This window comes from Mucilaginibacter calamicampi (genome assembly GCF_042676765.1).
Classification (GTDB): Bacteria; Bacteroidota; Bacteroidia; order Sphingobacteriales; family Sphingobacteriaceae; genus Mucilaginibacter; species Mucilaginibacter calamicampi.
In genome coordinates this window covers 787,404-814,016 of record NZ_JBHTHU010000005.1, presented here as the reverse complement: position 1 = coordinate 814,016, position 26,613 = coordinate 787,404, and the positions used below count along the sequence as shown (strand labels likewise).

Below are 26,613 nucleotides of genomic sequence, written 5' to 3'. Positions count from 1 at the left end.
ATTTATATTTAAGTTTGAACAAATGAATATACAAATTATAAACGGCCCAAATTTAAACTTGTTAGGCACACGCGAGAAATCAATCTATGGCGATGCCAGCTTTGAAACCTATTTAGCCAGTCTGAAAGAGCGTTTTCCGGACGTTAACATCAGCTACTACCAAAGCAATGTAGAAGGCGAAATAATTAATAAGCTGCACGAGGTTGGTTTTAGCTTTGATGGTATTGTACTAAATGCGGCTGGTTATACACATACCTCCGTAGCACTTGCAGATGCTATTGCCGCTATAAATACGCCCGTAGTGGAGGTGCATATCTCCAATGTACACAAGCGCGAAGCATTCAGGCACCACTCTTATATTTCAGCCAATTGTAAGGGCATCATTGTAGGCTTTGGCCTTGACGGTTATCGCCTGGGTATTGAGAGCCTGATAGGTTAATTACAACCTGTTTTTATCAAGGCAGCTAAACTTGTGGCACTTTTTTACAAAAAAGGCCAACACTACACTGCCCCGGTACATGCCGGTAAGCCTTATAGGCAGTTTCCCTCTGTGGTGCTCTTTTTCCGACTTAAAAATATTACGTACAAAATTTTGATGCGCCTTGCTCACGGCCCAGGCATCCTTGCGCTTACCCTCGCTTAAAAAACGGAGCAGGGCGGTAAGATCAAGAAAGAAACGCGCTATAATTATAGAAGCGCCTCGCCAAAAAGGCAAGTTCTTTTTTAACAACAAAAGGTTATTCCGAAAATTAAGATACGTTTTAAAGGGGTTTTCAGTGTTCAGCGTCCCTCCTCCTAAATGGTAAACCTCTGCATCGGCACAATACATTATTTTATAGCCACGGTTTTTTAATCGCCAGCAAAGATCAATTTCTTCCATGTGGGCAAAAAAGCGCTCGTCAAAACCCTCCGCTTCATCCCAGCACTTCTTTTTAATAAACATGGCGGCACCGCTTGCCCAAAATACTTCACGTGACGTATTATATTGGCCGTTATCCGTTTCTATTTCGTAAAACATGCGGCCCTGGCAAAAGGGATAACCAAAGCTGTCAATAAACCCTCCCGCTGCCCCGGCATGCTCAAAATGGTCTTTTTTATTAAAGTCGAGTATTTTAGGTGCGGCAACCGCAATCAGCGGGTCACTTTCCATTAATTCAATAACAGGTTCAATCCAGCCGGGATGCACCTCTACATCAGAGTTCAGCAAGATATAATAATCTGCCTCAACCTGTGCCAGCACCCTATTATAGCCTCCTGTAAAGCCATAATTTTCGTTGTTTCGAATAACGCGAACAGATGGATACATAGACTCAATAAAGGCAAGAGAGCTATCTGTAGAGGCATTATCGCCCACCACAATTTCCAGGTTGGGATAAGAAGAAGTAAGTACTGATGGTAAAAAACTGCGCAGGTGGTTAACACCGTTCCAATTCAATATAACTATCGCAACTTTTGGTTTATCGTTCATTTAATTATTGTCTCCCGGCTTAAACTTCCACCTTCTGTGCGACCATAGCCAGTATTGCGGCTCGCGCCTTATCATCATTTCAAGATATTTAACGTGCGCGTCGGTAATTTCATATTCGGCGCTGCTTTTTGTATGCTCTACCAATGGCACAATGGTATAGGTGTAATAGCCCCGTTTAACCCGCTTCATATCGTAAAATATTACCGCGGAGTCTATCAATTTAGCAATTTTCTCTATCCCTAAAAAAACGGCTGTTGGTTGATTCAAAAAAGTGGTAAAATAATTGGCATCGGTTTGCACCGGTGTTTGGTCACCTGCAAAAACCGTAACCGTAAACTCGTTTTTATGGGCCACCATGGTGCGCAACGTCTGCTTCATAGCCACTGCTACGCCACCAAACCGCGAGCGCACCTTAATAAAAAAATCATCAAATGTTTTGCTGCTTAACGGTTTATAAATAAAGAACAAGCGCGAATCAACACTAAACTCCAGTCCTGCCCATTCCCAGTTGCAATAATGGCCTGCAACAGCCGTAATGCTTTTATTCTCTTTAGTGTACCTTTCAATAATTTCAGGATTGGTTAAAACCACGCGGCGCTGCAGTTCTTCTTTAGAAATGCTTACCATTTTAACTGTTTCAACAATCAGGTCGGCAAGGTATTTAAAATAGTTCTTTTCAATCTGTTTGCGTTCGGCTTCTGTTTTTTCAGGAAATGAATTTTGTAAATTCTCCTGTACAACCTGGCGGCGATAGCCCACAATGTAGTATAAAACTGCAAATAGTAAATCGGATATCAAATAAAGCAACCAGAAGGGAAGCAGGGAAATGAGGTACAAAAAGAATAGTGATAGCCTCGAAAGCCCTTTATTTATCATTATTTTAGCCGGTTGTATCTGCAAACATAATTGATATGATTGAAAAAGGTGCTTTATTGCCCATGTTTTATCTGCCACCGGTGGCGTGGTTCTCACAACTAATAGCTCATCAGCCTGATATTCTGATAGAAAACCAGGAACATTTTCCGAAGCAAACTTACCGTAACCGCGCCAATATTTATTCGCCTGATGGAGTACTGTCATTAGTGGTACCCGTAATTAAAGGATCAAAAGTGCATACCCCCGTGAAGGATGTGAAGATAAGCTATGATTTTAGGTGGCAGCGCCTGCATTGGATGAGCTTAGAATCATGCTATCGCCGCTCTGCTTACTTTGAATATTACGAGGATGCATTTGCACCATTCTATCAAAAGCGGTTTGATTTTCTTTTTGATTTTAATGAAGAGTTGTTGCGTCTGCTGTTAAAGTCTGTTAAAGTACCTCTAACACCACAAAAAACAGAAAGTTACCAGGCTGTGTATCCTGCTAACGTAGTAGATCTACGGCATAGCTTCAGCTCAAAAAAAGAATTTGATCTGCAACAAAAGCCCTATTTTCAGGTTTTTGAAGAACGCCACGGGTTTATTAAAAACCTGAGCATTGTAGACCTCCTGTTTAATCAGGGTCCGCAAACTATCAACTATTTGTAAATGACCAGCAGCATCAAGAAAATACAGCGCAAAAGCCGGTACAGAACCGTTGGGCTTATGCCGGGTACACTAAACATTGATAAAAGTGCTTTGACGCCTAAAATGGAAGTATTTTCTTACAACAAAGATGGTTTAACCACTACCGATGCAAAGGACATTGACGTGGTGCTTCAGCAGGTTAAAAAACAGAGATCGCTTACGCATTGGATCCAAATAAGTGGTATTGGCGATGCAAAATTACTTGAAACGCTGGGCGCCAGCCTGGATATTAATCCGCTGGTGTTAGAGGATATTGTTAATACCCACCAACGCCCCAAGTTTGACGAATACGACGATTATGTTTTTATGGTTAGCCGCGTTATTTATTTTAATGATGAAGGTGAGCTGGCTAACGAACAATTTTCTGCGCTGATAAAAGGCAACATTTTGATCACTTTTCAGGAAACTTATGTGGAGTGTTTTCCGGCCGTTAAAACGCGTCTTAGTGCAGGTAAGGGATTAATACGCACTGCAGGGCCAGCTTATATGGCCTATGCGCTTACAGATACTATTTTAGACCTGTATTTTGTGGTATTGGCACAAATAGGCGAATCGTTAGATGAGCTGGAGGATAAGCTGTATGACAGCCCCGACAAGAGTGTAATGTATAATGCGCAGCAATTAAAGCGGTCATTAATAAATGTACGCAGGGCCGTATGGCCCGAGCGGGATAAGATAAACGACATTTTGCGCACGGATAATCGCCTTATAAGCAAAGATGTTAAAATGTATTTGCGCGACGCTTACGACCATTGCGTGCAAATAATGGATCTGATTGAAAATGACAAGGAGATCACATCAAGCATTATAGATCTGTACCTTTCTATGGTGAGTAACCGCATGAATGAGATAATGAAAGTGTTGACCATTATCTCGGCCATATTTATACCGCTTACGTTCATAGCAGGGATTTACGGAATGAATTTTGCCAAAATTGACCCTGTAACCAATAAAGTAATGCCCGACAACATGCCCGAATTGTATAGCGAACACGGGTATTATTATGCTGTTGCCGCTATGCTATTTATAGCGGTAATTCAGATAATTATTTTCTGGCGCAAGGGTTGGTTTAGCAAGCTATAATGGGGCCGTTTATTTTTCTTCAATTACCGAAATAATATTACCCGCCGGGTCTTTAAACCAGGCAATCTTTGGCTCGCCGTGTGCAATGCCTTTTTCATCGGTATCAATCTCTCCAAAATGGTATTGCTCAAACGTAACACCTTTAGCTATCAGTGCATCAACCGTTTTTTCAATATTATCAACCGGAAAGTTGAGTACCGTAAACGTTGCAGGTTGATGATTGGGCTTAGGGTATACAAGAATGTTGTTATTGCCATTGGTTTTAATCGCAAGCATACCCATAGGGCTTTCGGTTTGTAAACCCAGTACTTCTTCGTAAAACTTTTTAGCTTTTTGTATATCATCAACAGAAAAGCCGCTAAACGCTTTTGAACTATTAAACATAATTGTAGTGTTTGTTATAAAAGCAACACGCCCGGATATTTATTGTTTGTATATTTAAGCATGAAAAGATTTTTCCCGTTTGTTGCAATACTGTTCTGCGGTTTTATTACTGCTGATAATTTTAGTGCGCTGAGTGCTTTAGTTGGCGGTACGTGGAAAATGAAAACCGCCAATAGTTATAGTTGCGAGCAATGGGTCAAAGTTAGCGGTAACGAGTTATCGTCTATTGCATTTGATGTTAAGGGGAAAGATACCACAGTGCTTGAACGGGTGAGATTGGTTAACAAAGGCGGCATTATATCTTACAATGTAACAGGCGCAAAAAGCGGCGACAAAACATCTTTTAAATTAAAATCAGCGAAGAACAATCAGTACATATTTGAAGACCAGACGCACGATTTTCCGCAGCGTGTTATTTATCATTTTATAAAACCCGACTCTATACATGCATGGGTTGACGGAAAATTTAAGGGGAAGTATGAAAAGATAGATTATTATTATAAGCGGGTTAGGTAAATGATTAATTAATTCATATAATAATGTCTCTACGCGAAAAAGTCTACTATACCTTATATAGCTTTGGATTTTTAACATCTCTATTTTGCGGAATCAGGTACGGCTTTACTGATTCACATACCCCACCCATGCCGTTATTAATCTCCTTAATGGTATGTTTGATTGGTATTGTATTTTTGATAATCGATTCAATAATACACGAATCAAAAAAAGTGCATTTAATTGGTCTGGCCGTCAATTTTGCCATTGTAGTTATTGTAATTGGAATGGCACTTTAAAAAAGAAAACCGTATTGTAAACGTTTAACCAATATATGCGTATATACATTATATGAATGTAAAGGAGATAGAGCGGCTAATAAAGATCAGTCGTGAAAGGCCGCTGATGCCCGAAACGTATATTCCCTGGCAACTGGAGCCTGAGGCTGATGATATTTTTCTGCCCGAAACGCTTACTTCTTTGCAGGGTTTGGATATCTATGAAACCCTTACCCCCACCCAAAAAACTGAGCTGGGCCGGCATGAGCTGGTACAGGTGATAGCATCCTATGGATGGGGTGAGCTGTTGTTTTGCCTTTTTATGACGCGCCACATGCTTACCCTACCACCTGATGGTGTTGAACATCAGTTTTTGATACGGGAGATGATTGAGGAACTGCGCCACCAGGAAATGTTTGCACAGGCCATTGCCAAGTTGGGTGGAAAGCCCCTGCCGCAAAGCAGAATGCACAAGTTCTTTGGCCACTTTAGCAATAAGTATCTTCCGGCAGATTATCTGTTTATGGGCAGCGTGTCGGTTGAGCTGGTTACAGATGTGTACGGTAATTATGCACGCCGCTCGCCGGATATTTACCCGGTAATAAAAAAGATGTTTGATCTGCATAACATTGAGGAAGGCCGCCATATTCTATTCACCAAAAGTCTGCTGAATGACTACGCCGCCAAAGCTGGCTACATCAAGCGTACGCTATACAGCTATGTTATTCTTTTCAATATCCTTTTTGTACGTACCATGTACGTTAAGCGCGAAATATATGAGCGTATTAGCGTAGCAAACCCCGATGAAGTTTACCGGATGGCCCGCAAAAACTTTAAACAAAAATTTGCCGAAAAATGCCTGGATGATATTATTGATTTTGTGAAGGAATGGCGCGGCTTTAACCGTTTGACCCGCTTTGCCTGGCGATGGGTTTTGGGTGCTAAAGTGTAAGTGCGGGAAACTTTAGGCACCACTTTTTTAACATCCCGCTCCGTCATGCCGAATTTATTTCGGCATCCCACCTGTAGGTATTGAATTTTGTATATCCGATATGCTTTGCGGCCTGCTGAGCAAATGGTATGCTGAAATAAATTCAGCATGACGGGATGTTTTATGCATAGCCGCTTACCGATGATTAATCTCTAATTAAAAAATCACTACCTTCCAACCACCAATTATTCTGAATGCGTAAATACATTCTTAGCTTTCTTCTATTATTTGCAGTTGCGATAGGTTACGCGCACCCCATGCCTGCATCTGTAGTCAAACTATCCGTTATGGATGGTTACATCAAAGGCGAAGCAAAAATGCCGCTACCGGAATTGGAAAGCGCGATAAATCATCCTGTTGATCATATCACTACCGACCCTTACTTCAGAATTTACTTTGCAGACCATATTAAGGCTTTTACAGGTGTAACTGCATGGCGGCGTGCCGTTATCAGGTCGGTTAAGTTAACTATGGCACAGGACGCCGCTGTTGGTAAATATCAACAAGTAGAAATTACGTTTGAATTAACACCCGCAAAGGCTGCCGATCTGCGTCAATTTACTTTTGATTATGATGTTATAATGCACCAGGTGATAACGCACGAGGCATTGGTGCTTTTACAACAGGATTGGTATACAGGCCTTAACGAAGAAAGCGCTGCGCGTGTTATAGGCACCATAAAACTGGACGTGCCCAGCGGCAAAATATACCCACTATCCATCAAGCTTGAAGAAGGCAGCACCTGGAAAGGCTTTGTTAGTATGATGCAATTAGGCATGCAGCATATAAAAGAGGGTACTGATCACCTGCTGTTTTTGATAGTGCTTTTGCTGCCTGCCATGCTTATTGCAGAGAATAAAAAATGGGGGCGCTTTGGCGGCCTTAAATACAGCCTTACTAACCTGATAAAGATAGTTACCGCTTTTACTATAGGCCATTCCATTACGCTCCTGTTATGCGCTTCCGGGTGGTTGAACGTTCCCTCCCAGCCTATAGAAATACTAATTGCAGGGTCCATATTGGTGTCAGCCGCCCATGCTGTTCGTCCGCTGTTTCCGGGCAGGGAGGTATATATAGCGGCTGGTTTTGGCTTGATACATGGGATGGCTTTTGCATCTGTGCTAGCAGGGCTTGATCTGAATGTAAGCACGCTGGCGCTAAGTATCCTTGGCTTTAATTTAGGTATTGAGCTGATGCAGCTTTTTATTATATTGATAATAGCGCCATGGCTGATATTGTTAAGCAGAACCAATTTTTACGCCCTATTCAGAATACCTGCGGCTGTATTAGCGGGCATTGCCGCGCTTGGCTGGATAGCGGAACGCGTTACCGGCAGGGCAAATGCTATAACCATAGCCCTGAATAACATAACACCTTATGCACCGCGGCTAATTATTTTGTTAGCTATAACGGCTTGCCTGTTCAGCATCAAATTAAAGCGCACGCAGCGTATTGACAATCAATAAAAAAAGTATATTTACTTTACAAACCAATTATACTCCTTTTATGGCAGTTTCTGTAACCGCGCGGTTAAGTCCGGCAGCAAATAATATACTTTTTATTGGCATGGCATCTGTTTTAGCAGCAGGCTTTTTTATGCTTCCCGGCAAGCCAGATAACAGTTATCAAAGCGTTACCCCTATTGCAGCTATTGCGCCTGATTGCGGTAAAGCAAAGGGAATTGCCAAAGTTGTTTGCCTGGCCGAAACTTTTAAGGGAATGCTTAACGCCGAGCAACTGGCTACCTTACAATTACCCTACTCAAAAGCCGACGCGCAAAAATGGAGTAACCTGCCGGCAACTTTTGCTAATGCTAAACGCATAGGTATAAAGTTTGGCAACTTAACGCCCGAGCAATTGCAAGCTGCCAAGGCGTTGCTAAAGGAGGTATCCGGAACTGATGTTAATGAGGGTTTTGATGAAATGCAGCAATTATTAAATGCCGATGATTACCTGGCCCTAAAAAAATCCAGCGATTACGGAGCAGGCAACTTTTATATGGCGTTTTTAGGTACACCATCTGCAACCGGTGCATTTGAAATTCAATACGGCGGCCACCACACCGCTTTTGCCAATACCTACAAAGATGGTGTTTTAATAGGCGCTACGCCATCCTTCCGCGGTGCCGAACCCTTTGGTAAGTTTGAGCAAAATGGCCGCAGTAACGAGCCTATGGTGCAGGAGCATGCTGCTTTTGCTGCAATACTGGCATCCCTAACACCAGAACAGCAACAAGCCGCCAGGTTAACCAACACCTTTCGTGATGTTGTGCTGGGTCCTAATAAAGACGGGCAATTTCCGGCTACCCCACTGGGTATAAAAATTGGCGGTCTTACGTCGGCACAAAAAAAGCTGGTGATAGCGGCTATTAATACTTATACCGATGATATTGATGCAAAGGATGCCGCTGCTTATCTGAAAAAATATACTAAAGAGCTGGATAATACCTACCTGTCTTTTACCGGAACCACCGATTTTGTAACCCGCAATGATTATGTGCGTTTGGACGGGCCTTCGTTATGGATAGAATATGTAAGTCAGAATGGTGTTGTTTATTCCGGCATTCATCCGCATTCTATCTGGCGCGATAAGACGAGCGATTACGGTGGTATGTAACGTTCCAGATAATTAATTTAGACATCCTGTCATTGCGAGGTACGAAGCAATCGCGAACTATGGATAGCGGACTTTTCTCCTTGCGATTGCTTCGTACCTCGCAATGACAATTAACAATGGGTCGTTACACTCTTATGCGTTTATAAAGCTTTTTTTGACCCCTCAGCCTTGCCCAAAGCAAATAGCCAAACCAATCCTATAACGAAGAAACAGCCTAAAGCTAATATGGAATTGCGCATACTACCTGTCAGATCCTCAATCAACGCGAAACTGAACATCCCCCCTACAATAGCCAATTTTTCTGTAACATCATAAAAACTAAAATAGGACGCTGTATCAGTAGCATCCTGCGGTAGATACTTAGAATAAGTGGACCGCGACAGCGACTGGATGCCCCCCATTACCAAACCTACCACCGCTGCCAGCGCATAAAACTGCACGGCATTGCTGATAAAGTAGGCGGCCACGCAAATCAGTATCCAGATCATCACAACACCCGTAAGTACGCTAACATTGCCATACCTTTCTGATAATTTTGACATCAAGTGTGCACCCGCAATAGCCACCAACTGGATAATAAGTATTACTGTGATCAAACTGGTAGTAGGCAAGTGTAATACCTTAGCCCCGAAGCCCGCTGCCGCCAGCATAATGGTTTGTACCCCCATGCTATAAAAAAAGAAAGCAGGCAAATAGCGCTTCAACAAAGGCATGTGTTTTACCTGTTGCCATACTTTGCCCAGCTCAATAAAGCCACCACGTAAAACGCTAACCTGTTGGTTAGCCACTTTTGCGGTTCCACCGGGTAATATCTTAAACGGTATTTGAGCAAAACCTATCCACCACAAGCCAACCAATAAAAAAGATAAACGGGCAGGGAAACTTTTGTCGGTTATTCCAAATGTTTCCGGTGATAGTACAAATACAAAGCAAATAATCTGAATGATCATGCTGCCTATGTAGCCGTAGCTAAACCCTTTGGCGCTAACCGCGTCCTGTTTATCAATGGTAGCTATCTCGGGCAAGTAAGAGTTGTAAAACACAAAACCACCGCTATACCCAATAGCAGCCAGTGCAAAACAAATAATGCCAAGCTCTAAACTATCCAGCTTAAAAAAGTACAGGCAGCAGCAAGCTATAGCACCCAGCCATGTAAAAAACTGCATAAAGGTTTTCTTGCTGCCACGGTAGTCAGCAATGGACGTAAGAATGGGTAACATCAGTACAATAACCAAATAGGCAGCAGCCAAAGCATAGTTGGATAACGCTGTGTTAACAAAACTATGCCCAAAGAAAGTAACCCTGTCGCCGTTTTGGGTGTTCTCTGTTATGGCAACGTAATACGCCGGGAAAACCGTTGAAGTAATTACAAGGTTATAAGCCGAATTGGCCCAATCAAACATGGCCCAGGCGCGGATGGTTTTTTTGTCGTTTTTGGCGGTCATGGTGGTTAAAGGTATGCAAATGTACTATTTGTGCATCAACAAAAAAGGCTCCCGAATCTTCGGAAGCCTTTCATCTATAAAGAATAAAGAAATTACTTGTTAAAGTGGCCGATAATCAAGCTTGCCAACTCAACACCAATACGTTCCTGCGCTTCGTTAGTAGCCGCGCCAATGTGCGGGGTTAACGAGATCTTAGGGTGAGCAATGATCTCTGCACGCGGTGTAGGTTCATTATCAAAAACATCTAAAGCAGCAAAGGCTACATGGCCGCTGTTAAGTGCATCAACCAAAGCCAGCTCGTCAATTAAGCCACCGCGTGAGCAGTTAACTAAACCAACGCCTTTTTTCAATTGTGCTAACTCTTCAGCCCCTAAAAGGGCCTTGTCAACAAATGGTGTATGCAGGGTGATGAAATCAGCAGTTTTGATGATCTCATCTAAAGTAGCGGTTTTAACAGTTACGTTTACTTTAGTTCCGCCTGTTCCTAATGTGATCTCTACTTCCGGGTTAAAAGGGAAAAGGTCATAAGCAATTACGTCCATACCAACGCCGATAGCAATCTTAGCTACCTCACGACCGATACGGCCAAAACCAACTATACCTAATGTACGGCCACGCAGTTCAACGCCTTTAGCATAAGCTTTTTTCAGGTCGTTAAATTTGGTATTTCCTTCAACAGGCATTTTGCGGTTGCTATCCTGTAAAAACCTTACGCCGGTAAACAAATGGCTAAACACCAGTTCGGCAACAGATAAAGAAGATGAAGCAGGGGTATTGTAAACGCCAATGCCTTTTTCTTTAGCGTACTCCACATCAATATTATCAACACCTACCCCGCCACGACCAATTAGTTTAAGGTTTGGAGTAGCATCAATTAACGCTTTGCGCACTTTGGTAGCGCTACGTACGGTAATGGCATCGTAGTTGTTTAATCTGGCAGGTAATTCGTCTTGCGGGATATTATTTGTATCCACTTCAAAACCTGCATCTTCTAACATTTTTTTGCCGATGGGATCAATTCCATCGTTAGCTAATATTTTGATCATTGGGTTAGTTGATTAAGCCCCCCACCCCCTAAAGGGGGAGCTTTAAAGGATGAGGGGATTTATATTATTCCTAATTATTCCCCCTTTAGGGGGTTAGGGGGTTACTTATTCTTTTCTGCAAACTCTTGCATAACATCAATCAGCGCGTATACGCTGTTGATTGAAAGCGCATTATAAATTGATGCACGGAAACCACCTACACTGCGGTGACCCTTAATACCGATAATGCCTCTCTCGTCACAAAGTTTAAGGAACGGTTTTTCGTGTTCAGCATTTTCCATTACGAAGCATACGTTCATGTTTGAACGGTCTTCAGTTGCGCAAACAGGTTTAAAGAATGGGTTACGCTCAATTTCTTCGTAAAGAACTTTTGCTTTCGCTTCATTTTCTTTTTGGATAGCAGCAACACCACCTTTTGATTTTACCCAGTTCAGCGTCAGCATAGATACATATATGGCAAACACAGGCGGAGTATTGTACATAGAACCATTGTCTATCTGCACTTTGTAATCCAGCATAGCAGGTATCTTACGGTCAATTTTGCCCAACAACTCATCTTTTATAATTACAAGAGTAGTACCGGCAGGACCCATATTTTTTTGTGCACCGGCATAGATCAAACCGAAATCGGCAACATTGATCTCGCGGCTGAAGATATCTGATGACATATCGCAAACCACCGGTATAGGTGAAGCAGGGAATTGATGTAATTGTGTACCGTAAATTGTATTGTTTGATGTTAAATGCAGGTAAGCAGCATCAGCAGGCACTTCATAATCCTTAGGGATGTAGGTAAAATTGCTTTCTTTAGAAGTAGCAATCACGTCAACCCCACCAAAATATTTAGCTTCTTTTAATGCTTTGTTTGCCCATACGCCCGATTCTACGTAAGCAGCTTTCGCGTCGCCGGCTAACAAATTGTAAGGTATCATTGCAAACTGAGTGCTTGCACCGCCTTGTAAAAACAACACGGAATATCCTTCAGGAACATTTAATAATTCTTTGACCAATTTAACAGCTTCGTCCAGAACAGCCTCAAAATCAGGCGAACGGTGAGATATCTCTAAAATAGAAAGACCTATTCCGTTAAAATCGATTACTGCCGCGGCAGCTTGCTTTAAAACTTCGTGTGGTAAAATGCCGGGACCGGCACCAAAATTATGTTTCATATGATTTGAAATTGGTATCTCAACAAAATACTGAATTAGCAACTTTGTATTTTGGTGTGGCAAAGGTAATTAATCTGACAAAATATATTCAGATTATTTACATTTATTTAAAAAAAATACAACATTATAATAAAACAGTCTTTTATTGAAAATTTTTCAATATTACCATTTTGCTTACTAACAAGCATTATAAAGATTGTAACTTTTTGGGGTGTTTTAACGTGGAAATAACGGCCGCCGGGTTGGCCGATGAGAATACCGCGCTACCTGCAACAAGCACATTAGCACCGGCATCAATTAGTTTTTGCGCATTGTTACTATCAACGCCTCCGTCTATCTCAATAAAAAGATCCGGGTTAACAGTTTGGCTTAGCGCCTTTAACTGCTTTATTTTTTTGTAAGTATTTTCAATAAAGTGCTGTCCGCCAAAGCCGGGATTTACAGACATAACAAGCACCATGTCCACATCAGCTATAATATCTTCCAGGGCACTTACCGGAGTATGCGGATTAATGGCCACTCCTGCCCTGCAACCCAATTCTTTTATTACCTGAACGGTACGGTGCAAATGCGGACAGGTTTCATAATGCACAGTAATTCCCGCGGCACCTGCATCTTTAAAAGCTTTAAGATAACGTTCGGGCTCAACTATCATTAAATGCACATCAAGCGGCTTTTGCGCATGCTTTTTAACCGCTGTAATAACCGGGAAACCAAAGGAGATATTAGGTACAAACTCGCCATCCATAACATCAACATGTATCCAGTCTGCTTCGCTGTTGTTGATCAGCTCAATATCACGTTGCAGATTACCAAAATCGGCGGCAAGAATAGATGGGGATATCAGGTGGTTCATTTTAAAGATTAAAGATTGGGTATTAAAGATTAGTTTCCCTATCAGTTAATTACAACAAAGTTAATTTTCCTGATGATTATATCCTAAATAATCTCAATTCACTAATCTTCAATCTTTATTCTTTAACCTTGCGAAGCCTCAGTCACAACTCAGCAACAGTTCGTAGTATTTTTTCATAAGCGCCATATCATAGCTAACCAGCGAATTATAAGCTTCATTCACCAGCTCATTTAATATAGAGGCCCCCAACTGTCCTCCACCATTAGGAATAGACTCGTAATAGGCTATTAGTTCTTTAACCCTCATAATCTCATACAATAACGCCTGCAAAAGATCGGCCTCGGGGCCAACGGGTTTCCCAGAACTGCTATTACTGCTTAAAAAGTCCAACGGATCAATTGGAGTAGAAGTCATTCAAATTCGGATCGGGTGCAAAATTGGCTTAAACAATTAACTCTTAACTATAGCAAAGCAAAAAGAGGGGGTTTTGTTTTACTTGTTTTAAAAAAAATGCATTTAAACCACAAAAGCCTTATTACTAAGGCTTTTGCAGATATAAAAAATCACAAATTGTTAAAAATGTTATTGTTGTGGAGCCGGTTTAGGCAATAAAGCTTTGCGCGAAAGCTTAAATTTACCTTGCTTATCAATATCAAGCAATTTAACACGTACTTCATCACCTATCTCGAAAATACCGTCCATCGTTTCAAAACGTTTATGGTCAATTTCTGATATGTGCAGCAAACCGTCTTTACCCGGCATAATTTCAACAAATGCACCAAAAGGCATAATTGATTTTACTTTACCTTCGTAGATCTCGCCTATTTCCGGTTTTGACGCGATAGCTTTTATACGGCTAACCGCTTTATCAATTGATTCTTTGTTATCAGCAAAGATCTGTACAATGCCTTGGTTGCCAACCTCTTCAATGTTGATGTTAGCACCGGTTTCGCGTTGCATTTCCTGGATGATCTTACCACCGGGTCCTATTACAGCACCTATAAACTCTTTATCAATTTTAAGGGTGATAATACGTGGAGCGTGTGGTTTGTAATCTTCGCGCGGAGCGGTAATGGTCTTAGCCATTTCGCCAAGAATATGTAAACGGCCATCTTTAGCCTGGTTTAACGCGTTGGTTAAAACTTCGTATGATAAACCGTTGATCTTAAGGTCCATTTGTACAGCAACTATACCATTTTTAGTACCTGTTACCTTAAAGTCCATATCGCCCAGGTGATCTTCATCACCCAAAATATCAGAAAGGATAGCATATTTTGTACCCATTTCGTTGGTGATCAAGCCCATAGCTATTCCTGATACCGGGTTGGTTATTTTAATACCGGCATCCATCAAAGCCAATGTACCGGCGCAAACCGTAGCCATTGATGATGAACCGTTTGATTCTAAAATATCAGAAACGATACGGATAGTGTACGGATTCTCGTCAGCCTCTGGCAATACTTGCTTTAACGAACGCATAGCCAGGTTACCGTGGCCAATTTCGCGGCGACCAGCACCTCTGTTAGGACGAACCTCGCCGGTTGAGAAACCAGGGAAGTTATAGTGCAACAAGAATTTTTGGTAGCCATTGATGAACGCGCCATCAATCATTTGCTCATCATCCTTAGCACCTAATGTTACTGTGGTTAATGATTGTGTTTCGCCACGTGTAAATACAGCAGAACCGTGAGCAGATGGTAAATAACCAACCTCGCTCCAGATAGGGCGTATTTGTGTAGTTGTACGGCCGTCTAAACGTTTGCCTTCGTCTAATACAAGGTTACGGATAGCGTCATACTCAACATCATGATAGTATTTTTTAGCAAGGAACTTGGTTACGTCGTCTATCTCGCCTAAAGTTGCTATGTATTCATCGCGTATTGCTTTGAATTTAGCACCACGCTCATCTTTTGCAGATGCTTCTGCAGCGGTAGCGTAAACTTTATCATAAGTAGCAGCGTAGATAGCTTTTTTCAATTCTTCGTTGCTGTGCTCATGGCTGTAAACACGTTTCTCGGTTTTACCAACTTCTATAGTTAACTCTTTTTGAGCTAAACATTGCAATTTAATAGCGGTATGCGCAAACTTAATTGCTTCAACCAATTCTTCTTCCTGTATCTCTTTTGATTCGCCTTCCACCATGTTGATGTCGTGCTCAGAACCTGCAACTATAAACTCTAAAGTAGCGTTAGCTAACTGGCTCAAAGTTGGGTTAATAACCAACTGACCGTCAATTTTAGCTACACGAACTTCTGATATAGGGCCATTAAAAGGAATATCAGAAACAGATAATGCTGCTGATGCTGCCAAACCTGCAAGGCAATCCGGCATAATATCTTTATCAGCAGATATTAAGCTGATCATTACTTGTGTGTCAGCGTGATAATCCTCAGGGAATAACGGACGTAAAGCGCGGTCAACCAAACGCGAGATCAAAACCTCATAGTCTGATAAACGAGCCTCACGGCGTAAAAATCCACCCGGGATACGGCCTGTAGCCGCGTATTTTTCCTGATAATCAACAGAAAGCGGTAGGAAATCAACGCCTTCTTTAGCATCCGGCGATGATACTACAGTAGCAAGCAACATGGTGTCGCCCATTTTAATTACTACTGATCCATCAGCCTGTTTAGCCAGTTTACCGGTTTCGATCTCAATGGTGCGTCCGTCGCCCAGATCAATAACCTTTTTAATTACATTTAAACTCATCTTGTTTTCGTTGTTATACGCTTTTCATCTTTTAGAGCGTACCGGTTTTTATTGTGTGTAAATTATTTCTTCAGAAAGTAAAAAAGCCATCCCCTAATTTGAGACGGCTTTTTTTGAAAACATTTAGAAACTTACTTGATGATATCCCTAAGCTGTAAAGCTTTGATGATAGCACGGTATCTTTCAATATCTTTTTTGTATAAGTAAGCCAGCAATCCGCGGCGTTTACCTACTAATTTTTGCAGTGATAACTGGGTTGAAAAATCATGTTTGTTTTTTTTCAAGTGACCGGTTAAATGTGCGATGCGGTAGGTGAATAATGCTACCTGTCCTTCGGTTGAACCTGTATCGGTTGCTCCCTTACCATGTTTTGCGAAAATCTCTGCTTTCGCTTCGTTACTTAAATACATTACCTGAATAATATTAAAGCTGTTAATTACTTTGTTAATTGTGGGTGCAAAGGTAAGTGTTTGGTTGGATATATCCAACAGTTTATTATTTCGGATTTGGGATTCTGATTATCTTACCGGTAACAATAACTACTTCGGCTTCTTCCTGATAAAAGCCATCGCCATAAGCGATCCTAAAAACCCAAGTCCTGCCGAAATTCGCATAATACCCGCGTAAGCGTTAACAAAACTATCGTTGTAATAAGCCGCTATAACCTTTTTTTGTGCCGATGGGATATTAGCAGGAACTTTAGCGTCGCCCAGATCGCCGGCTTGTTTAATAACCTGCTCCTTTTGCTGCGGGCTTAATGATACCTGTTCTATCTGTTTAGTTAAGGTTGATGTAAAAAACAAAACGGCCAGCGCACCAAATATCGCGTTAGCAAACACACCCGAAATGCGGGTCATGGCATTATTAACACCTGAGGCCGTACCCGAAAAATGATCGCTTACCGAACTCATTACAGCAGCTGTTAACGGTGCTACTGTTAATGACATACCCAATCCCAATACAAATACGCCCGGGAAAAAAGTTGTCCAGTAATCAGACGGCCCATTGGTTTTACCTATAAGTGATAGCAAAAACAATCCTGCACCAGCTATTGCGGGGCCGATTATTAAGAACCACTTCGGCCCGTATTTATCAGCTAAACTTCCGGCATAGCGTGCTATTGTTACCATCAGTACGGTAAAAGGCAAAAAGGTAAGCCCCGATTGCAACTGACTATATCCCTGTACCTGTACCAGATTAAGCGACATAAAAAGCATGCCTGCGCCCAAACCGGCATATAAAAAGAAAGTAAGTAAATTAACGCCCGTAAAAACAGGATTGCCAAACAAGGTAAGCGGCATCATAGGGTGCTTGCTTCTTTTTTCGATAACGATAAATATTATTAAAAAAAGCAATCCGCCCGCCAAAGAACCATAAGCCTGAAAATGGGCAAATCCAACTGCAGGTATGCGCAAAAACCCAAAGGTGAGCAGGGCAAGCGCTAAGGCTATTGTTATTGCCCCCGGAAAATCTAATGTTTTATTGCCTCCTGTATCGCGTGTTTCGTCAACCCGAAAAGCCAGCATTATAAAGGCTGCTATACCAATAGGTACATTTATAAAAAATATATACCGCCATAAACCGGCATCGGCCAGCGCGCCGCCTAAAACAGGCCCGCCCATAGTTACTACCGTTGTAAACGCCGACCAGGTGCCAATGGCCTTACCCCTCTCGTTAGGGTTAATGGCCGATGAGATCAACGATAAACTACCGGGTATCATAAATGCGCCGCCGATGCCTTGCACAGCTCTACATATTATCAGCATGGTTATACTTGACGCTATGCCACAAGCGGCAGAGCCAACAATAAATAAAACTATGCCGCCCATAAATACCCTTTTGCGACCCAACTTATCGCCCATGGCTCCGCCTATCAATATTAACGAGGCCAGCATTAACAAATAAGAATTGAGCACCCAGAAAAGATCGGCACCAGACGCATTTAGGTTTTGTTGCAGCGCGGGTAAAACCACGTTTAACGCTGTGGCATCAATAAAAGCCATTGCCGAGGCCAGTATGGTGGCTACCATTACCCATTTGCCCTTAGCGCTGCTTAATGAAACTGTAGCCATAATTGAACAACCCTTGAATTTGAAATATGTTTATTCCTGATTTAAGGGCTTTCTTTTATAAATATAATTTTTAACTCGCTTATTATCACAATTTTAATTTTTACTGTATACACTTAATGTTAATGCGATAGCTAAAACGGTATACAGCTACACACAATATAATCACAAAAAAACACTTTAAAAGCAAAAAGCCACCCGCTTAAGCGAATGGCCTTTACTATTATGCAATACTGTATGTTATGCGTTCGCCTCAGCGTATTTTTTAAAGTTATTCAGTATCATTTGCCAGCCACCCTGCTGCATTTCAATAGGGTTCTGGCTTTCCGGCTCAAACGTTTCTTCTATTTCGGTAGCGTCGCCATTGGTGGTAAATTTAACAGAAACCTTACGGCCGTCGCCCATGGTATAAGCTATGTAGGTGTGTTCCTGCACGTCGGTATATTCGCCGCCGAAATCAAAGCTAAAGCTACCATCCTTAGCCGCCATTGTAGTTTTAAAAGTACCACCGGTACGAATATCGTTGTCTGAGTAGGGCGCGTGCCAGTCGTCTGATGCGAATGCCCAGCCTTTAATATGCTCAGGCTCGTTCCAAAATTGCCAAACTTTTTCTACTGGCGCGTTAACTGTTGCTGTTACGGTGATGGTTTTTTGTGCAGTTTCCATTGTTATAGATTTTATGTTGTGATTTTTTGATTTGTATACCACAAAGATATACTGTCCCCATCTACACAGGAATGGGCAAAAAGGACTAACATAGGGGTAAATTGCTCCTTAAATATCTACAGCTGTATAATGCTCTACAACCGGGAAAGGATCGTAGTAATGATGTAAAAGCTTTTTCCAGGGCTCATATACCGCTGATTGACGAAACCCAATGGTATGGTCTTCCAGCTTTTCCCACTCAACCAGTAGTAGGTATTTATCCTTTTGCTCCAGGCATTTTTGCAAACTGTGTTGTATACAGCCTGGTATCGAACTGATGTATTGCCCGGCAATTTTAAAATCCTTTTCAAAAGCTTCATGCGTACCGGGCCTTACATACAGTACCGCTGTTTCAAGCACCATGCCCTATTGTCCCTTCAATTAATTCGCCATAAAAATCCATCACATTCATTCCGGCAGCGCGTACCTGTTGTGGTATCAAGCTATTTAAAGACTGGCCCGGTGTGGTATTAACCTCTATAAAGTAAAAGTCATTAGTACCCTCCTCTAAAATAAAATCAACACGCACCATACCGCGACAGTTAAGGCGCTGGTATACTTCGGTAACTATATTAGCTACCTGTTCCCGTTTCATTACAGACACATCAGCCGGTGTTACTTCTTCTGATACACCTGGGGTATACTTCGCTTCGTAATCAAAAAAATCTTTAGAGCTGATGATCTCTGTTATCGGTAACACCGTGATCTTACCACGCAGATGTACAATACCTACGCTAAACTCACGCCCTTTTACAAATTCTTCTACCAGTATCTGGTTATCTTCATTAAAAGCTTTGGTTATTGCGGCTTGCAGGCCCCCTACTTTATAAACCTTGCTCATACCAACACTACTACCGCCGTTATTAGGTTTTACAAAAAGCGGAAACTTTAATTTAGCAGCAACGCCCATCATATCATGGGGATCGCCTTTTTTTAATTTAACCGAACTGGCAATGTGCAGATCATGTATGCCGTGTACAATGGCTTTAGTGTAAGCCTTGTTCATACTTATGGCTGATGTTGTTACATCGCAGGTATTATAGGGCATGCCTATCAGGTCAAAATAGCCCTGTAGTTTTCCATCTTCGCCGGGTGTACCGTGTATGGTAATAAACGCGAAGTCAAACTTTACTTTCTGTCCATCTACAATTATGCTGAAATCATTTTTATCAACATCTGCCCCCTTGTTTTCATCATCATAAAACCAGCGGTTACGGTCTACTAAAATGGTGTATACTTTATATTTTGCGGGATCAAGATTTGCCGCTATATTTTTTGCACTGTTAATTGAAACCTCGTACTCGCCGGTAAAACCGCCTGCCAGTAGCGCTATGTTTTTAATTGCCATATATCGCCAAATATAAAATATTTTTAAAAGCTAAAGGCTTAAAATTAATAGCTTTTGGGCTGCAATGCTTTAGCACAGGTTTTGTAATTTTCGCTGTCATTCAGCCGTAATTTCAAAAATTTCCCTATGTTTGATAGCCCCAACAGCATAACAAAACATCCCGGCAATATGAAGAAATTATTGGCCTATCTTAAAACCGCTTCGTTCCGCAAAACAGCATTATTTGCTATTGGGTCGGTAATAGCAGTAGTTTTAATAGCGTTTTTTAGTTTAAGTTTTTATACAAATCATGGCTCCGGTGTAGCAGTTCCGCAAGTAACCGGAATGAATATCACGCAAGCGATAAATAAATTGGAGCAAGAAGGATTCAACTTCTACGTTGATACCATTTATGTGGGAGACGAGGCACCCGGCACTATTATGCAGCAGGACCCGGATGCAGGCACGCTTGTTAAAGCAGGGCGTATAATTTACCTAACCATGGTTACTATGCAGGCCCCACCGGTTGCCCTCCCAGAAATTGAACAAAAGCCCTATATAGAAGCCGTAGCCATATTAAGCAACGCGGGCTTAAAGGTTGGCGATACTACCTATCGGTCTGACATTGCGCCTAATATTGTGTTAGAAGTAAAACTGGGTGGTCAAACTATCAGGCCCGGTACAAAGATACCTAAAGGTTCGCGCCTTGATTTGGTTTTGGGCGATGGAAAAGGTGCCGGAGAACTGCCGATACCCGAAGTTGTAAATCTTGATCTGGATGAAGCCAAGGTAGCCATCAAAGGCGGCGGATTTACTTTGGGCGCTATTACTTATCAGGGTAGCATAACAGACTCAACTAATCTTAAAGTGATAAGCCAGTTCCCCGCCCCTACCGACTCGGTAAGTACAACAAGCATAGGTACCCGCATAAATTTAACAGTTACACAGGGCACCCCCGATGGAAATTAATGCAAAGCACTTTAAGCAGCGCCTATTAGCACCAGAAGGTATTAATATTTTGGATGTGCGGGAAGCTATTGAATTTCATACCTATAACATAGGCGGCACCAATGTGCCATTATCAATATTATTTTCATCTATTGAAGCGGTTGGGTATAACAAAACCGATGAGATAATTGTTATTTGCAAGGCCGGCATACGTAGTAAAACCGCGCAAGCTATTTTACTACAAAACGGGTATAATAACGTTAAAAACTTAACCGGCGGCCTTTTGGCTTTGCAAAGGTTACCCTCAGGTACTACAACTTAAAACAATGACAAAAAAAGCATCGGCAGGCTCTTCTTTAAAAAAGTTCGTTATTGCGCTTGTAATAATAGTAATTGTGGCTTTAGGCGGCACAGTGCTATTTTATTACCTAAAGTATTTTGGCCCCAGTGTTACCGGTAATGAAGAATATCTGTACATACACACCGGCGAGGATTTTAACAGCGTGTATAAAACCATTCGCGATAAAGAAATTGTGAAGGACAGTACCAACTTTTTATGGGCGGCACAAAATATGAAATATCCCGGCCGTGTTAAACCGGGCAGGTATAAGCTCAAACAGGGAATGAGCAACAGAAGCTTAATAAACATGCTGGCATCGGGCACGCAGGAACCGGTGACTTTTGCATTTCACAGCATAAGGCTCAAAGAACAATTTGCAGCTTTTGCATCTAACAAGCTCGAACCCGACTCAACTTCTATACTCCGTTTATTGGATTCTGCAGATTTTGTTAAGCAATACGGCTTTACTACAGATAATGTTTACGTTGCTTTTATGCCAGATTCTTACGAGATCTACTGGAACACTACACCCGAAAAGCTGTTCAAAAAAATGTATACGCACTATGAAAATTTTTGGACAAAAGAGCGCAAAGACAAAGCGGCCCAGCTTAACCTAACACCCGCACAAGTAAGCATCCTGGCATCCATCGTTGATGCCGAAGCGTTAAAGGACGACGAGATGCCTACCATAGCCGGTTTGTACCTCAATCGCCTTAAAAAAGGCATGAAACTGGAATCAGACCCTACTGTAATATTCGCATTGAAAGATTTCACTATTCAGCGTGTGCTTAACCGTTATCTTTCTGTGCCATCACCTTATAACACTTACGCCAACAAAGGTTTGCCGCCCGGGCCTATCATGATGCCGTCTGTAAACGCGGTTAAGGCCGTGCTTAATTATAAGCCAAGTAATTACATTTACATGTGCGCAAAAGAGGATTTTTCAGGTTACCACAATTTTGCCGACAACGTTAGCGATCATAATAAAAACGCCGCTAAATTTAGAAAAGCGCTTGACGAGCGTAACATAAAAAGATAATGTTTGAGCATTCTACCAAAATACGGGTTCGCTACGGCGAAACCGACCAAATGGGTTATATGTATTACGGCAACTATGCCGAATTTTACGAAGTTGGCCGGGTAGAGATGCTGCGTAGCCTGGGCTTAACCTACGCAGGTATGGAAGCCAACGGTATTATGATGCCGGTAATGGAAATGAGTTGCAAATACTTAAAACCTGCCCGGTATGATGAAGAGATAACCGTACGCGTTATGATGGACAAAATGCCCGGCGTTACCATCCATTTTAAGTACGAGTTATTTAACGAAAAGCAGGAGCTTATTCATACCGGCGAAACATTGCTTTGCTTTGTTAAAATGGCTACACTGCGCCCCTGCCTGCCCGACCGCGAATTTTTAGAAAAGCTAAAGCCTTTTTTTAAGTAAATTAGCGCTTAATGAGATGGATACATCGCTTGCTGCTTAGACACGCAGAATTTTACCGCACTTTCGTCAGATATCTTAAGTCGTTAACGCCATCGTGGTTTGGTGGTATATCGGTGTACGTAATATTAGTTTCATTGGTTAATGAATTTTTAGAAGAGTCGCTGCTTAACAGGGCATCTGCATTAGCATATAACTTTATGCTGGCGCTGTTCCCTGCAACAATATTTTTGTTTACGCTGATTGCGTATATCCCAGGAAACGATTTCCAGGACAACCTGCTTGAGTTGTTGCAAACCATTTTACCCACCACAGCCTATATGGCTTTTCAAAACACCATTGAGGATATTATCAAAAATCAAAACGCCAGTTTGTTGTCTGTAGGTTTTATTACCGCGTTATATTTTGCAACCAACGGCGTTGGTAACCTAATGCGGGCTTTTAATGATTCGTCATTGGTATTAGAAAAACGCACCTGGCTAAAAAGACGGGCGGTAGCCACTTTGCTAACCATTACAATAAGTTTTGCGCTGCTGGCGGCTATAGTAGTTTTAATAGTTGGCGAAAACATTGTAACCAACATGCAGGAGCATATTGCTACCGAAAGTAGCTTTTGGATCTATGTGCTTATTTTTTCCAGATGGCTCATCATAATAGCAATATTCTTTTTCAGTATATCATTACTTTACCGTTATGGGCCGGCGCATAAATTACGTTGGAACTTCCTTAATCCGGGATCGGTACTGGCAACAGGGCTTGCCGTGTTAACCTCTATAGGTTTTACCTACTATATTAACAATTTCTCGTCGTACAACAAGATCTATGGTTCTATTGGTACACTGATTGTGGTAATGATATGGCTGTACCTAAACTCCCTCATTTTACTCATCGGATTTGAGTTAAATGCCAATATTGATCTGGCTAAACGGAACATAAAAGTAGAAAAACCACGGTTTAACAACTTCCGCAACAAGCAAATCACTACCTAAATATTTGTTGTTCTGCGTGTTAACGCTATATTAAAAAAACTTGAAATCTAATTTGCCAATTCGGCCCGGATTTGTACTTTTGTCCCCGGAGAGTTGGCAGAGTGGTCGATTGCGGCAGTCTTGAAAACTGTTGACTGTAACAGGTCCTGGGGTTCGAATCCCTAACTCTCCGCTTCAAAATTTCAATAGTGCCTTCTGCCACAAGCAGGAGGCATTTTTTTGTGGTTTTATTCAATACCTAACAAACAACCTGTTTCTAAACCCTTAAACATGTGACCGCCGTCACTATTCATTCTGATTGCCATCATTCCGCAAAAGCACAATAAAACTGACCTTAGCTAACAAAAATAAGGTTATGAAAAAGGCAGTTTTATTCTTTCTACTGATATTTACTGTACTTAAAATTAACGCGCAAATAAAGCCTTGTGGGCCGCCGTCAATAGCGTTACAAGCTCAGCTTAAAAACACCGAAACCGTAGCCAAGTTAAATTTCCCTAAAACTACATGGAGGTTTTACAGTGAAAAAGGCTTTGCATCAGCTTGGCTGAATAATGGCACCGAAAAGAAAGCATGGCAAGCCTTGCTGTTTATTGACTGTGTGCTGCAATACGGTTTGGCCCCTGCCGATTATCACCCCAAAGAATTATTATATGATAAGCTGCAAGTTATAACCGAAACTCCTGATAAAGTTGACGACAGACAAAAAGCGCAATTTGATATTATGCTCACTGATGCCATGCTAAGCATAATTAATCACTTGCATTATGGCAAGCTTAATCCGGAGTATAGCCAGGCGGTTATAGAAAATGGTGTGAGCTTGCCATTTTATGCAGAAAAGCAGCTACTAACCATATTGATGCAGCCAGACATTACAGAAGGCGTATTGGGTGTACAACCAGCATCAAAACTATATTCCGATCTGCAATATAAAATGCGCCAGTTAAAAGGGCAGTATGATGGCGATTGTTATACCGTTCCTGAAGAAACCATACGCAAGATAGCTATCAACATGGAGCGCATTCGCTGGGCCGTTTTAGATGATAATGCGCCTTATGTACATATAAATATTCCATCTTTTAAACTAGGCTATCATTCACCTCAACTAGATAAAGAGTTCAAAGTAATAGTGGGCAGTGCATCAACACCAACGCCTGTTTTACAAAGTAACATTGAGTATTTTACTACCGCACCGGAGTGGAAAATACCGAACAGCATATTCACCAAAGAAATATTGCGTAAGGCCGTTAAAAACCCTGCTTACCTGGCTCAAAATAATTACACCCTTTATAACCATTTGGGCGCTATTCAAAATCCTGACCAGCCCACCCTTAAAAGTATACTAAAAGCCCCAAAAGGTTATTATGCAAAACAGTCTGCAGGTTGCGACAACGCGCTGGGTGTGCTGGTGTTTCGCTTTAAAAACATTTATTCAGTTTACCTTCATGATACACCCGACAAGAACTTATTTAACCGCACCAAACGCGATCTGAGTCATGGCTGCATAAGGATAGAGCACCCGGAAGTTCTTGCAGAGTTGTTGTTGAAAAACGATCAGCAGGAAAAGAAAGTAAACCTGCTGAAGAAAAATATTGCCACACAAAAGTGCCAAAATTTTACACTTAACAAACCCCTGCCGATTAAAATCACCTATTTAACTTGTACTATAAATGATGGCGAGTTGGTTACCTATAGCGACGTTTATGGACAAGACAAGAGTCTTGAAATGGCACTGTATAATGTTAAATGATGCACTAACCTTAAGGTAATCAAATCTCATATAAATCACCATGAAAACACTACTTGTTCCAACCGACTTCTCGCAAACTGCAAACAATGCGGCCAGTTACGCCTTACAGTTAGCCCAGGTACTAAAAGCCGATATAAAGTTATGCAACGCGATAAAAGTGCCAGCCGAAAGTTTTTTGGCGGATACCGTTGTTTGGCCACTGGAGGATTATGCATCGTTAAAAGAAAACGTTACCTGCGATTTAAAAATAGCCATTACCCGGTTGCAGCAGGAGTTGCAGGAAAGTATTGGCGATCATGCTTTTTCCCGAATTGATTTTACAAGCGAAGTAGGTAGCGTTGCCGATATTGTAAAAAATATGGTCGGCGCTCAACGAATTCCTCTTGTGGTGATGGGAATGTCGGGTGCAGGGGCGTTAAGCAAACTGTTTTTAGGAAGCAACAGCTTTGATCTGATAGAGAAGGCCGATTTTCCGCTATTGCTTATTCCGGCTGATTTAAAGTATAAGGTGATCAAAAAAATTGCTTTTGCTACCGATTTTAATCCGCACGATGTGGGCATTATCTGTTCGTTGGTTACGTTTGCCCGCAATTTTAACGCGGAAATTATGATAGCGCATATAGCCGACGAAAAGTATCATAGCGCTGAGCACGAAAAAGTAGCGCAAAACTTTTTAAGCGACATTACGAGCAACGCCAATTACGACAAAATATACTACCGGCTTGTAAAAAACATAGATGTTGCGCACGGTCTCGACTGGATATGCCAACATAGTTTTTCTGACATGATAATTATAAGCCACGGCAAACACAATATCCTGGATGCCTTTTTCAATGGCAGCAACGCAAAAAAACTGGCCAGGCATGTAAATATCCCATTAATGGTTTACCCTAAGGAAGTTAGGTCGTCAGCTTTGATAGCTTTTTAATTTACAAATATG

Annotated in this window: 28 protein-coding genes and 1 tRNA gene; 15 read left to right on the top strand and 14 right to left on the bottom strand. The window is 41.7% G+C overall.

The annotated features are described in order from the left end of the window. Positions 1-22 precede the first annotated feature (22 nt). Positions 23-439, top strand: a complete 417-nt coding sequence (gene aroQ, locus ACFQZS_RS09305) for a type II 3-dehydroquinate dehydratase (protein ID WP_377099500.1) — start codon at positions 23-25, stop codon at positions 437-439. Here aroQ and ACFQZS_RS09300 read toward each other — a convergent pair whose 3' ends face one another. Both ACFQZS_RS09300 and ACFQZS_RS09295 read right to left on the bottom strand, forming a co-directional pair. Beyond that, positions 440-1,468 (bottom strand): glycosyltransferase family 2 protein, encoded by a 1,029-nt coding sequence (locus ACFQZS_RS09300; protein ID WP_377099498.1) that lies wholly within the window; start codon positions 1,466-1,468, stop codon positions 440-442. It abuts the gene before it with no gap. Beyond that, positions 1,469-2,344, bottom strand: a complete 876-nt coding sequence (locus ACFQZS_RS09295) for a lysophospholipid acyltransferase family protein (protein ID WP_377099496.1) — start codon at positions 2,342-2,344, stop codon at positions 1,469-1,471. Positions 2,345-2,379: 35 nt separating this feature from the next. Here ACFQZS_RS09295 and ACFQZS_RS09290 point away from each other — a divergent pair, with 35 nt between their 5' ends. Together ACFQZS_RS09290 and corA are read left to right on the top strand one after the other, a co-directional pair. Further along, the gene (locus ACFQZS_RS09290; RefSeq protein WP_377099494.1) at positions 2,380-2,994 is read left to right on the top strand and encodes a WbqC family protein; all 615 of its coding nucleotides are present in this window, start codon (positions 2,380-2,382) and stop codon (positions 2,992-2,994) included. Continuing rightward, entirely contained in the window at positions 2,995-4,116 is a 1,122-nt protein-coding gene (gene corA / locus ACFQZS_RS09285; protein ID WP_377099492.1) for a magnesium/cobalt transporter CorA, read from the top strand. A gap of 9 nt (positions 4,117-4,125) precedes the next feature. Here corA and ACFQZS_RS09280 read toward each other — a convergent pair whose 3' ends face one another. Next, on the bottom strand, positions 4,126-4,500 hold the full coding sequence (locus tag ACFQZS_RS09280; RefSeq protein WP_377099490.1) for a VOC family protein: 375 nt from the start codon (positions 4,498-4,500) through the stop codon (positions 4,126-4,128). 60 nt (positions 4,501-4,560) lie between these two features. On the opposite strand from ACFQZS_RS09280, the gene ACFQZS_RS09275 reads away from it, so the two are divergent. The 4 genes from ACFQZS_RS09275 (at position 4,561) to ACFQZS_RS09260 (ending at position 8,880) form a co-directional block, all read left to right on the top strand. Beyond that, positions 4,561-5,016 (top strand): DUF6265 family protein, encoded by a 456-nt coding sequence (locus ACFQZS_RS09275; protein ID WP_377099488.1) that lies wholly within the window; start codon positions 4,561-4,563, stop codon positions 5,014-5,016. Between the two features lie 330 nt (positions 5,017-5,346). Then, complete coding sequence (locus ACFQZS_RS09270; protein WP_377099486.1) at positions 5,347-6,225, top strand: diiron oxygenase; 879 nt, start codon at positions 5,347-5,349, stop codon at positions 6,223-6,225. A gap of 233 nt (positions 6,226-6,458) precedes the next feature. Next, positions 6,459-7,730: a HupE/UreJ family protein gene (locus tag ACFQZS_RS09265; RefSeq protein ID WP_377099484.1), complete on the top strand. Its 1,272-nt coding sequence runs from the start codon at positions 6,459-6,461 to the stop codon at positions 7,728-7,730. Positions 7,731-7,770: 40 nt separating this feature from the next. Further along, positions 7,771-8,880, top strand: coding sequence for a DUF3500 domain-containing protein (locus tag ACFQZS_RS09260; protein WP_377099482.1), 1,110 nt, complete (start codon positions 7,771-7,773; stop codon positions 8,878-8,880). A gap of 140 nt (positions 8,881-9,020) precedes the next feature. Here the strand turns inward: ACFQZS_RS09260 and ACFQZS_RS09255 are convergent, their stop codons facing one another. The 11 genes from ACFQZS_RS09255 to ACFQZS_RS09205 all read right to left on the bottom strand — a co-directional run bounded on the left by ACFQZS_RS09255 (position 9,021) and on the right by ACFQZS_RS09205 (position 20,227). Next, positions 9,021-10,325 carry an MFS transporter gene (locus ACFQZS_RS09255; RefSeq protein WP_377099480.1) on the bottom strand — a complete coding sequence of 435 codons (1,305 nt, stop codon included), beginning with the start codon at positions 10,323-10,325 and terminating at the stop codon, positions 9,021-9,023. A 92-nt stretch (positions 10,326-10,417) separates the two neighbouring features. Then, the gene (locus ACFQZS_RS09250; RefSeq protein WP_377099478.1) at positions 10,418-11,371 is read right to left on the bottom strand and encodes a D-2-hydroxyacid dehydrogenase; all 954 of its coding nucleotides are present in this window, start codon (positions 11,369-11,371) and stop codon (positions 10,418-10,420) included. 101 nt (positions 11,372-11,472) lie between these two features. Then, positions 11,473-12,540 carry a 3-phosphoserine/phosphohydroxythreonine transaminase gene (gene serC, locus ACFQZS_RS09245; protein ID WP_377099476.1) on the bottom strand — a complete coding sequence of 356 codons (1,068 nt, stop codon included), beginning with the start codon at positions 12,538-12,540 and terminating at the stop codon, positions 11,473-11,475. A gap of 187 nt (positions 12,541-12,727) precedes the next feature. Next, positions 12,728-13,396, bottom strand: a complete 669-nt coding sequence (gene rpe / locus ACFQZS_RS09240; RefSeq protein WP_377099474.1) for a ribulose-phosphate 3-epimerase — start codon at positions 13,394-13,396, stop codon at positions 12,728-12,730. Between the two features lie 138 nt (positions 13,397-13,534). Continuing rightward, positions 13,535-13,810: a hypothetical protein gene (locus ACFQZS_RS09235; RefSeq protein ID WP_377099472.1), complete on the bottom strand. Its 276-nt coding sequence runs from the start codon at positions 13,808-13,810 to the stop codon at positions 13,535-13,537. A gap of 168 nt (positions 13,811-13,978) precedes the next feature. After that, a complete protein-coding gene (gene pnp / locus ACFQZS_RS09230; protein WP_377099470.1) occupies positions 13,979-16,105 on the bottom strand; it encodes a polyribonucleotide nucleotidyltransferase in 2,127 nt (708 codons plus the stop codon). Between the two features lie 131 nt (positions 16,106-16,236). Beyond that, positions 16,237-16,515 carry a 30S ribosomal protein S15 gene (gene rpsO, locus ACFQZS_RS09225; protein WP_377099629.1) on the bottom strand — a complete coding sequence of 93 codons (279 nt, stop codon included), beginning with the start codon at positions 16,513-16,515 and terminating at the stop codon, positions 16,237-16,239. Positions 16,516-16,644: 129 nt separating this feature from the next. Next, entirely contained in the window at positions 16,645-18,177 is a 1,533-nt protein-coding gene (locus ACFQZS_RS09220) for an MFS transporter (protein ID WP_377099468.1), read from the bottom strand. 237 nt (positions 18,178-18,414) lie between these two features. Beyond that, on the bottom strand, positions 18,415-18,840 hold the full coding sequence (locus ACFQZS_RS09215; protein WP_377099466.1) for an SRPBCC family protein: 426 nt from the start codon (positions 18,838-18,840) through the stop codon (positions 18,415-18,417). Positions 18,841-18,948: 108 nt separating this feature from the next. Beyond that, positions 18,949-19,242, bottom strand: a complete 294-nt coding sequence (locus ACFQZS_RS09210; protein WP_377099464.1) for an antibiotic biosynthesis monooxygenase family protein — start codon at positions 19,240-19,242, stop codon at positions 18,949-18,951. After that, positions 19,232-20,227, bottom strand: a complete 996-nt coding sequence (locus ACFQZS_RS09205; RefSeq protein WP_377099462.1) for a D-alanine--D-alanine ligase — start codon at positions 20,225-20,227, stop codon at positions 19,232-19,234. Before ACFQZS_RS09205 ends, ACFQZS_RS09210 begins: the two co-directional genes overlap by 11 nt. A gap of 168 nt (positions 20,228-20,395) precedes the next feature. On the opposite strand from ACFQZS_RS09205, the gene ACFQZS_RS09200 reads away from it, so the two are divergent. From ACFQZS_RS09200 to ACFQZS_RS09165, 8 genes are all read left to right on the top strand, one after another. Beyond that, positions 20,396-21,175 (top strand): PASTA domain-containing protein, encoded by a 780-nt coding sequence (locus ACFQZS_RS09200; RefSeq protein ID WP_377099460.1) that lies wholly within the window; start codon positions 20,396-20,398, stop codon positions 21,173-21,175. Next, positions 21,165-21,476, top strand: coding sequence for a rhodanese-like domain-containing protein (locus ACFQZS_RS09195; protein WP_377099458.1), 312 nt, complete (start codon positions 21,165-21,167; stop codon positions 21,474-21,476). The genes ACFQZS_RS09200 and ACFQZS_RS09195 overlap by 11 nt, the downstream gene beginning before the upstream one ends. Positions 21,477-21,480: 4 nt before the next feature. After that, positions 21,481-22,533 carry an endolytic transglycosylase MltG gene (gene mltG, locus ACFQZS_RS09190; protein WP_377099456.1) on the top strand — a complete coding sequence of 351 codons (1,053 nt, stop codon included), beginning with the start codon at positions 21,481-21,483 and terminating at the stop codon, positions 22,531-22,533. Beyond that, positions 22,533-22,940 (top strand): acyl-CoA thioesterase, encoded by a 408-nt coding sequence (locus ACFQZS_RS09185; RefSeq protein ID WP_377099454.1) that lies wholly within the window; start codon positions 22,533-22,535, stop codon positions 22,938-22,940. Before mltG ends, ACFQZS_RS09185 begins: the two co-directional genes overlap by 1 nt. Before the next feature lie 11 nt (positions 22,941-22,951). After that, positions 22,952-23,926 (top strand): YihY/virulence factor BrkB family protein, encoded by a 975-nt coding sequence (locus ACFQZS_RS09180; RefSeq protein ID WP_377099452.1) that lies wholly within the window; start codon positions 22,952-22,954, stop codon positions 23,924-23,926. An 87-nt stretch (positions 23,927-24,013) separates the two neighbouring features. After that, positions 24,014-24,098 (top strand) — tRNA-Ser (locus tag ACFQZS_RS09175). 183 nt (positions 24,099-24,281) lie between these two features. Continuing rightward, positions 24,282-25,673, top strand: a complete 1,392-nt coding sequence (locus ACFQZS_RS09170) for a L,D-transpeptidase family protein (RefSeq protein ID WP_377099450.1) — start codon at positions 24,282-24,284, stop codon at positions 25,671-25,673. Between the two features lie 40 nt (positions 25,674-25,713). Further along, positions 25,714-26,601: a universal stress protein gene (locus ACFQZS_RS09165; protein ID WP_377099448.1), complete on the top strand. Its 888-nt coding sequence runs from the start codon at positions 25,714-25,716 to the stop codon at positions 26,599-26,601. The last annotated feature ends 12 nt before the right edge of the window (positions 26,602-26,613 follow it).

What these genes read in the sequence shown, in the direction of transcription:
- aroQ (WP_377099500.1), top strand. Translation starts at nt 23, where the DNA reads ATGAATATACAAATTATAAACGGCCCAAATTTAAACTTGTTAGGCACA.
- ACFQZS_RS09300 (WP_377099498.1), bottom strand. Translation starts at nt 1,468, where the DNA reads ATGAACGATAAACCAAAAGTTGCGATAGTTATATTGAATTGGAACGGT.
- ACFQZS_RS09295 (WP_377099496.1), bottom strand. Translation starts at nt 2,344, where the DNA reads ATGATAAATAAAGGGCTTTCGAGGCTATCACTATTCTTTTTGTACCTC.
- ACFQZS_RS09290 (WP_377099494.1), top strand. Translation starts at nt 2,380, where the DNA reads ATGATTGAAAAAGGTGCTTTATTGCCCATGTTTTATCTGCCACCGGTG.
- corA (WP_377099492.1), top strand. Translation starts at nt 2,995, where the DNA reads ATGACCAGCAGCATCAAGAAAATACAGCGCAAAAGCCGGTACAGAACC.
- ACFQZS_RS09280 (WP_377099490.1), bottom strand. Translation starts at nt 4,500, where the DNA reads ATGTTTAATAGTTCAAAAGCGTTTAGCGGCTTTTCTGTTGATGATATA.
- ACFQZS_RS09275 (WP_377099488.1), top strand. Translation starts at nt 4,561, where the DNA reads ATGAAAAGATTTTTCCCGTTTGTTGCAATACTGTTCTGCGGTTTTATT.
- ACFQZS_RS09270 (WP_377099486.1), top strand. Translation starts at nt 5,347, where the DNA reads ATGAATGTAAAGGAGATAGAGCGGCTAATAAAGATCAGTCGTGAAAGG.
- ACFQZS_RS09265 (WP_377099484.1), top strand. Translation starts at nt 6,459, where the DNA reads ATGCGTAAATACATTCTTAGCTTTCTTCTATTATTTGCAGTTGCGATA.
- ACFQZS_RS09260 (WP_377099482.1), top strand. Translation starts at nt 7,771, where the DNA reads ATGGCAGTTTCTGTAACCGCGCGGTTAAGTCCGGCAGCAAATAATATA.
- ACFQZS_RS09255 (WP_377099480.1), bottom strand. Translation starts at nt 10,325, where the DNA reads ATGACCGCCAAAAACGACAAAAAAACCATCCGCGCCTGGGCCATGTTT.
- ACFQZS_RS09250 (WP_377099478.1), bottom strand. Translation starts at nt 11,371, where the DNA reads ATGATCAAAATATTAGCTAACGATGGAATTGATCCCATCGGCAAAAAA.
- serC (WP_377099476.1), bottom strand. Translation starts at nt 12,540, where the DNA reads ATGAAACATAATTTTGGTGCCGGTCCCGGCATTTTACCACACGAAGTT.
- rpe (WP_377099474.1), bottom strand. Translation starts at nt 13,396, where the DNA reads ATGAACCACCTGATATCCCCATCTATTCTTGCCGCCGATTTTGGTAAT.
- ACFQZS_RS09235 (WP_377099472.1), bottom strand. Translation starts at nt 13,810, where the DNA reads ATGACTTCTACTCCAATTGATCCGTTGGACTTTTTAAGCAGTAATAGC.
- pnp (WP_377099470.1), bottom strand. Translation starts at nt 16,105, where the DNA reads ATGAGTTTAAATGTAATTAAAAAGGTTATTGATCTGGGCGACGGACGC.
- rpsO (WP_377099629.1), bottom strand. Translation starts at nt 16,515, where the DNA reads ATGTATTTAAGTAACGAAGCGAAAGCAGAGATTTTCGCAAAACATGGT.
- ACFQZS_RS09220 (WP_377099468.1), bottom strand. Translation starts at nt 18,177, where the DNA reads ATGGCTACAGTTTCATTAAGCAGCGCTAAGGGCAAATGGGTAATGGTA.
- ACFQZS_RS09215 (WP_377099466.1), bottom strand. Translation starts at nt 18,840, where the DNA reads ATGGAAACTGCACAAAAAACCATCACCGTAACAGCAACAGTTAACGCG.
- ACFQZS_RS09210 (WP_377099464.1), bottom strand. Translation starts at nt 19,242, where the DNA reads ATGGTGCTTGAAACAGCGGTACTGTATGTAAGGCCCGGTACGCATGAA.
- ACFQZS_RS09205 (WP_377099462.1), bottom strand. Translation starts at nt 20,227, where the DNA reads ATGGCAATTAAAAACATAGCGCTACTGGCAGGCGGTTTTACCGGCGAG.
- ACFQZS_RS09200 (WP_377099460.1), top strand. Translation starts at nt 20,396, where the DNA reads ATGAAGAAATTATTGGCCTATCTTAAAACCGCTTCGTTCCGCAAAACA.
- ACFQZS_RS09195 (WP_377099458.1), top strand. Translation starts at nt 21,165, where the DNA reads ATGGAAATTAATGCAAAGCACTTTAAGCAGCGCCTATTAGCACCAGAA.
- mltG (WP_377099456.1), top strand. Translation starts at nt 21,481, where the DNA reads ATGACAAAAAAAGCATCGGCAGGCTCTTCTTTAAAAAAGTTCGTTATT.
- ACFQZS_RS09185 (WP_377099454.1), top strand. Translation starts at nt 22,533, where the DNA reads ATGTTTGAGCATTCTACCAAAATACGGGTTCGCTACGGCGAAACCGAC.
- ACFQZS_RS09180 (WP_377099452.1), top strand. Translation starts at nt 22,952, where the DNA reads ATGAGATGGATACATCGCTTGCTGCTTAGACACGCAGAATTTTACCGC.
- ACFQZS_RS09170 (WP_377099450.1), top strand. Translation starts at nt 24,282, where the DNA reads ATGAAAAAGGCAGTTTTATTCTTTCTACTGATATTTACTGTACTTAAA.
- ACFQZS_RS09165 (WP_377099448.1), top strand. Translation starts at nt 25,714, where the DNA reads ATGAAAACACTACTTGTTCCAACCGACTTCTCGCAAACTGCAAACAAT.